Source organism: Rhodococcus sp. ENV425 (genome assembly GCF_002887785.1).
Lineage (GTDB): Bacteria > Actinomycetota > Actinomycetes > Mycobacteriales > Mycobacteriaceae > Rhodococcus > Rhodococcus aetherivorans.
This window is the reverse complement of sequence record NZ_PCZU01000288.1, coordinates 9,040-14,951: the sequence shown is the minus strand read 5'-3', so window position 1 is coordinate 14,951 and position 5,912 is coordinate 9,040. Positions and strand designations below refer to the sequence as shown.

General features: G+C 70.4%; 7 protein-coding genes and 1 pseudogene. 3 read left to right on the top strand and 5 right to left on the bottom strand.

Features of this window, described 5'->3' with window-relative positions:
* Positions 1–24 precede the first annotated feature (24 nt).
* On the bottom strand, positions 25–1,416 hold the full coding sequence (locus CQZ88_RS27580; RefSeq protein ID WP_006943913.1) for a glycine--tRNA ligase: 1,392 nt from the start codon (positions 1,414–1,416) through the stop codon (positions 25–27).
* A gap of 168 nt (positions 1,417–1,584) precedes the next feature.
* Between CQZ88_RS27580 and CQZ88_RS27575 the strand changes: the two genes are divergently transcribed.
* Both CQZ88_RS27575 and CQZ88_RS27570 read left to right on the top strand, forming a co-directional pair.
* A complete protein-coding gene (locus CQZ88_RS27575) occupies positions 1,585–1,971 on the top strand; it encodes a metalloregulator ArsR/SmtB family transcription factor (RefSeq protein WP_050035399.1) in 387 nt (128 codons plus the stop codon).
* 8 nt (positions 1,972–1,979) lie between these two features.
* The gene (locus CQZ88_RS27570; RefSeq protein ID WP_006943911.1) at positions 1,980–2,408 is read left to right on the top strand and encodes a Fur family transcriptional regulator; all 429 of its coding nucleotides are present in this window, start codon (positions 1,980–1,982) and stop codon (positions 2,406–2,408) included.
* Between the two features lie 10 nt (positions 2,409–2,418).
* Here CQZ88_RS27570 and CQZ88_RS27565 read toward each other — a convergent pair whose 3' ends face one another.
* The 4 genes from CQZ88_RS27565 to recO are packed head-to-tail and all read right to left on the bottom strand — an operon-like array spanning position 2,419 to position 4,979.
* The gene (locus CQZ88_RS27565; protein ID WP_006943910.1) at positions 2,419–2,934 is read right to left on the bottom strand and encodes a hypothetical protein; all 516 of its coding nucleotides are present in this window, start codon (positions 2,932–2,934) and stop codon (positions 2,419–2,421) included.
* Positions 2,931–3,404 (bottom strand): hypothetical protein, encoded by a 474-nt coding sequence (locus CQZ88_RS27560; protein WP_050035401.1) that lies wholly within the window; start codon positions 3,402–3,404, stop codon positions 2,931–2,933. Before CQZ88_RS27560 ends, CQZ88_RS27565 begins: the two co-directional genes overlap by 4 nt.
* Positions 3,401–4,207 (bottom strand): isoprenyl transferase, encoded by an 807-nt coding sequence (locus tag CQZ88_RS27555; RefSeq protein ID WP_037200968.1) that lies wholly within the window; start codon positions 4,205–4,207, stop codon positions 3,401–3,403. The genes CQZ88_RS27560 and CQZ88_RS27555 overlap by 4 nt, the downstream gene beginning before the upstream one ends.
* The gene (gene recO, locus CQZ88_RS27550) at positions 4,164–4,979 is read right to left on the bottom strand and encodes a DNA repair protein RecO (RefSeq protein ID WP_080688608.1); all 816 of its coding nucleotides are present in this window, start codon (positions 4,977–4,979) and stop codon (positions 4,164–4,166) included. Before recO ends, CQZ88_RS27555 begins: the two co-directional genes overlap by 44 nt.
* A 286-nt stretch (positions 4,980–5,265) precedes the next feature.
* Between recO and CQZ88_RS32035 the strand changes: the two are divergent.
* Positions 5,266–5,912 (top strand): annotated as a pseudogene (locus CQZ88_RS32035) (permease); the annotation flags it as partial.

Here is a 5,912-nt window from a genome sequence, read left to right as displayed (position 1 = left end):
GACCCTCTCACGGAGGCTCTGTGGTCAGGCGCCGATCAGCCGCTGGGCGAGGTAGCCCTCGACCTGGTCGAGGCCGACGCGCTCCTGCGCCATGGTGTCGCGCTCGCGGACGGTGACGGCCTGGTCCTCGAGGGTGTCGAAGTCGACCGTGATGCAGAACGGGGTGCCGATCTCGTCCTGGCGACGGTAGCGGCGGCCGATGGCGCCGGCGTCGTCGAACTCGATGTTCCAGTGCTGGCGCAGCTGCGCGGCGAGGTCCTTCGCCTTGGGGCTCAGGTCCGCGTTGCGCGAGAGCGGCAGCACCGCCGCCTTGACCGGGGCGAGCCGGCGGTCGAGGCGCAGCACGGTGCGCTTGTCGACACCACCCTTGGCGTTGGGCGCCTCGTCCTCGCTGTAGGCGTCGACGAGGAACGCCATGAGCGACCGCGTCAGGCCCGCTGCCGGCTCGATGACGTACGGGGTGTACCGCTCGTTGGTGGTCTGGTCGAAGAAGCTCAGGTCGGCGCCCGAGTGCTGCGCGTGCGTCGACAGGTCGAAGTCGGTGCGGTTGGCGACACCCTCGAGCTCACCCCACTCGCTGCCCTGGAAGTGGAAGCGGTACTCGATGTCGACGGTGCGCTTCGAGTAGTGCGACAGCTTGTCCTGCGGGTGCTCGTACAGGCGCAGGTTGTCCTTGTTGATGCCGAGCCCGGTGTACCAGTCCATCCGGTAGTCGATCCAGTACTGGTGCCACTGCTCGTCCTCGCCCGGCTTGACGAAGAACTCCATCTCCATCTGCTCGAACTCGCGGGTCCGGAAGATGAAGTTGCCCGGGGTGATCTCGTTGCGGAAGCTCTTGCCGATCTGGCCGATTCCGAACGGCGGCTTCTTGCGCGACGTGGTGAGCACGTTCGCGAAGTTCACGAAGATGCCCTGTGCGGTCTCGGGGCGCAGGTAGTGCAGCCCCTCCTCGCTCTCGATCGGGCCGAGGTAGGTCTTGAGCATCATGTTGAAGTCACGGGGCTCGGTCCACTGGCCCTTGGTGCCGCAGTCCGGGCAGGAGATCTCCGACATGGGAACCGAGTCGGGATCGTCGAGCTTGTTCTTCTCGGCGTACGCCTCCTGCAGGTGATCCTGGCGGTGGCGCTTGTGACAGCTCAGGCACTCGACGAGCGGATCGTTGAACACCCCGACGTGGCCCGACGCCACCCACACCTGACGCGGCAGGATGACCGACGAGTCCAGACCGACGACGTCCTCGCGGCTGGTGACCATGTTGCGCCACCACTGCTTCTTGATGTTCTCCTTGAGCTCCACGCCGAGCGGCCCGTAGTCCCAGGCCGACCTCGTACCGCCGTAGATCTCACCGCAGGGGTAGACCAGACCCCGGCGCTTGGCCAGGTTGGCGACGGTATCGATCTTGGATTTCGGTGCCACTCGGATTCACTCCATCTTCGATGCGGGGTTTCGCAGCGTGCGTCGACCCGTAAGCCTATCGCTCCGCTCGGGGCGGTCGAACTGCACGCCGGTTGACATGCACATTCATGCATATCAAAATGGAATCGGTTTGCAATAACGCGGCCGCCAGTCCACGAAGGAGATCCGTTGAGCGTTGCCGACACCGGCCCCGGCGGCGACGCCGCGGCCCCGGACCGTCCGCACGACGACTGCCGCCCGGGATCGGCGACGCCGTCCCCCGTACCCGCCCCGTCGCGGGAAACCCTCGCCGCCGCCGGCGAGCTCCTGCGCGCGCTGGCCGCACCGGTGCGCATCGCCATCGTGCTGCAACTGCGCGAATCCGAACGCTGTGTACACGAACTGGTCGGCGCGCTCGGCGTCACCCAGCCGCTGATCAGCCAGCACCTGCGCATCCTCAAGGCCGCGGGCGTGGTCCGCGGCGAACGCGCCGGCCGCGAGGTGCTCTACCGTCTGGTCGACGACCATCTCGCCCACATCGTCGTCGACGCCGTCGCCCACGTCGAGGAAGGTTGACCGTAGTCGTGTCGCCCGCCCACAAACCCGTAGTCGGAGTCCGCTCCACCAAGCAGCGCAGCGCCATCTCCGCGCTGCTCGACGAGATCGAGGAGTTCCGCTCCGCCCAGGACCTGCACGACGAACTGCGCAAGCGCGGCGAAGGCATCGGCCTGACCACCGTCTACCGCACGCTGCAGTCCCTCGCCGAAGCCGGCACCGTCGACGTGCTGCGCACCGACAGCGGCGAGTCCGTCTACCGGCGCTGCTCGTCCGGTCACCACCACCACCTCGTGTGCCGGGCGTGCGGTTACACGGTGGAGGTGGACGGGCCGGCGGTCGAGCGCTGGTCGCACGAGGTGGCCGAGGACAACGGTTTCGTCGACGTGAGCCACACCGTCGAGATCTTCGGCACCTGCCGCGACTGCGCGGACGCCGCGCCGGCGACGTCGCGCTGACCGACGACGGTCAGCGGCACCCGCAGCCGTCGCAGCCGCACCCGCCCAGCAGGTCGACCACCTCGCCGGCAGTCTCGTCGCCCGGCTCGTCGAACACGCACGCCCGGCCGCCGAGCCGCGCCGCCAGTTCGGGCACATGCGGCACCAGCGCCGCGACCACCGCGACCGCGCGCGCCAGGTGCACCGGCACCAGCGGGCGCGCCGGGACGCGCTGCACCGCCGTCACCCGGTCCTGGTGCAACTCGAGCCGCGCGTCCGGCCATTGCGCCTGCAGGTCGACGAGGACCTCGGCCGCGCGGGTACGACCGGCGATCCGCTCCACCAGGTACGTCGTCAGCTCCACCACCCCGGCCCGCGAATCGACGACGGCGTAGGTGAGCACATCGTCGACCCAGATCGGCACGTCGCCGTCCGTGTCGGGTTCGATCTCCTCGGCGAGGACCGCCGAGAAGACACGCAGCACGGCGGCACGCAGCGCGTCGTCGTTCCCGGTGGCGATCGGGGAGTCCCAGTCGAGTTCGCTCACTCGGATCCGCCCGTGCCCGTGACGGCCGAGCGCGCGTCGCCGGCGCCGCCGAGCACGAGCAGCAGCATCGTGGTCAGGGGCGAGTCCCGAAGGCCGGTGGCGGGGAAGGAGTACCGCAGCACCACGTCCGCCTCGGCGTCCCGCTCGACGAGGTGTATCGACCCGAACTGCAGCGCGTCGGCCGCCCCGGCGACCCGCGTGCGCAACGCGTCGTCGAGCGGCAGGTCCCACGCGAGGACGCCGGTCAGCGACACCACGTCGAGACCCTCGGTGAGGGTCACCACCCGCACGGCGCACGGCACGCCCGCATAGTCGAATCCCAGCGCATCGTCGCCGTTCGTCCTGGGCTCGTGCATGGCGACGAACTCCGCCAGCGCGGCCGCGACCCGGTCGCGCAGGCCGAGGCCGCTCGGGTCCACCCCGCCGGGGGCCGGCCTCCGCTCCTCCGGTCCCGTTCCGGCGCCCGTCACTTCACGCCCCCGAAGCGGCGGTCGCGCGAGGCGTACTCCACGCAGGCGGCCCACAGGTCCCGACGGTCGAAGTCGGGAAACATCTTGTCCTGGAACACCATCTCGGCGTAGGCCGACTGCCAGAGCAGGAAGTTCGAGGTGCGTTGTTCCCCGGACGGCCGCAGGAACAGGTCCACGTCCGGCATGTCGGGCTCGTCGAGGTACCGCGCAACCGTGGCCTCGGTGACGCGTTCCGGGTCGAGCTCACCCGTGGCCACGCGACGCGCGATCTCCCTTGCGGCATCGGCGATCTCGGCGCGACCTCCGTAGTTCACGCACATGGTGAGGGTCATCACGTCGTTGTCGCGGGTCAGTTCCTCGGCGATCTCGAGTTCCTTGATGACGCTGCGCCACAGCTTCGGCCGGCGTCCGGCCCAGCGCACGCGTACCCCCATCTCGTGCATCTCGTCGCGGCGGCGGCGGATCACGTCCCGGTTGAAGCCCATGAGAAAGCGCACCTCGTCCGGGCTGCGCTTCCAGTTCTCGGTGGAGAACGCGTACGCCGAGAGCCACTTGACGCCCATCTCGATGCACCCGCACACGGTGTCCATCAGCACCGCCTCGCCGCGTTCGTGGCCGGCGGTGCGAGGCAGACCGCGTTCCTGGGCCCAGCGGCCGTTGCCGTCCATGACCAGGGCGACGTGCCGCGGGATCAGTTCGGGCTGCAGACCCGGCGGGCGGGCGCCGGACGGGTGCGGGTCGGGTGGCCGGATCTCGCGGTCACGCGATGCTTGCGGGGTGCGGCGTCGAATCACGCTCCCCATCCTGCCCGACCGTCTCCCCGCCCACAGCCACCGCATGGGGACGGCCGCGTTCGATCAGCGGCAGGGTCCGCAACTGCCGCTCCAGATGCCACTGCAGGTGGGCGGCGATCAGGCCGCTGGCCTGCCCGCGGGTCGCCTCGGACACCGTGTCGGTGCCCTGCCAGCGACCGTGGAACAGCGCGTCCATCAGATCCAGCACACCCGCGCCGGGGGTCGCGGCGCCCGGCGGCCGGCACCGCACGCATACCGCTCCCCCGGCCGCGACGTGGAACGCGCGATGCGGGCCGGGCTCGTCGCAGCGAGCGCAGCGGCTGATCGCCGGCGCCCAGCCGGCGTAGGCCATGGCCCGCAGCAGGTAGGCGTCGAGGATCAGTTCCGGCGGCCGGACCTGGTCGGACAGGGCACGGAGCGCACCGACGGTGAGGCGGTGCAGCTGCGGGGCGGGGGCGCGCTCCTCACCGGCGAGCCGTTCGGCGGTCTCGAGCACGGCGCACGCGGTGGTGTAGCGGCCGTAGTCGTCGACGAGGTCGGCGCCGAACGCATCGACGGTCTGGACCTGGGTGATGATGTCGAGGCTGCGGCCCGGATGCAACTGCACGTCGATGTGCGCGAACGGCTCGAGCCGCGCCCCGAACTTCGAGCGGGTGCGCCGCACCCCTTTCGCGACGGCCCGCACGAGGCCGTGGCGACGGGTGAGCAGCGTGACGATGCGGTCGGCCTCGCCCAGCTTGTGCTGGCGCAGCACCACCGCGTGATCCCGGTACAACCTCACCCTGCGAGTCTGTCACGCCGGGCCGACACCGAGGCGGCGGCGCGGATTTTTCGCGTTGTTCACAGGCCCGGCCGACCCGAAACGCGGTCGTCACCCTCCCTGCAACCTGCACAGCAGAACCCCCTGCGGTTCGGTCATTTTCGCCCTTGCCGAACCGGGCCGGACCCAGCACCATCGGACGACATCCGGTGCGGCGACGCCCGTAGCGCGGGGCCCAGGCGGGCCTGCACCCCGCGGCGGCGCCGATCCCCCGGCCCGATGCCTCAGCCCGCTGGAGGAGCCACCCGTGACCACCGCCCATATCGTCTTCCTGCTCGGCCTCGTGTCCCTCCTCGTGGCCATGGCCCTGCGCAAGAACGTGATGATCCCGGCAGTGGTGGCGACGTTCGCCACCGCCCTCGCCTACGACGGCAACGTCGCGAACGCCGTGATGGCGGTGTTCCGGGCGACGCTCACCTCGGGCTCGGCGCTGTTCGAGATCTTCGTCGTCATCGCGGCGGTCACCTCGATGCTGGCCGCGATGCGGAGCATCGGCGCCGACGAGATGATGGTGCGGCCGATGAGCCGGTGGATGATCAACGGCCGCGTCGCCTACGTGGTGCTGTTCGTGTTCACCTATCTCCTGTCGCTGTTCTTCTGGCCGACGCCCGCCCTCGCGTTGATCGGGGCCGTGCTGCTGCCCGCCGCGATCAAGGCCGGGCTGCCACCCCTGGGTGCGGCGCTCGCCCTGGCGATCTCGGGTCAGGGGATGTCCATCGCCTCGGACTACGTGATCGGGCTGGCCCCGTCGATCTCCGCGAGCGGCGCCGGGGTGCCCGCCGACGACATCGCCGGTCGCGCGCTGGTGATCTCGCTGATCGTCGGCGTCGTCGCCGCGGTGCTGGCCTGGTTCCTCACCGTGCGCCGCCGGATGACGGGCGGCGCCGGCACGCC

Coding starts and splice junctions, on each gene's coding strand:
- CQZ88_RS27555 (WP_037200968.1), bottom strand. CDS start 4,207: ATGGGGAGCGTGATTCGACGCCGCACCCCGCAAGCATCGCGTGACCGC.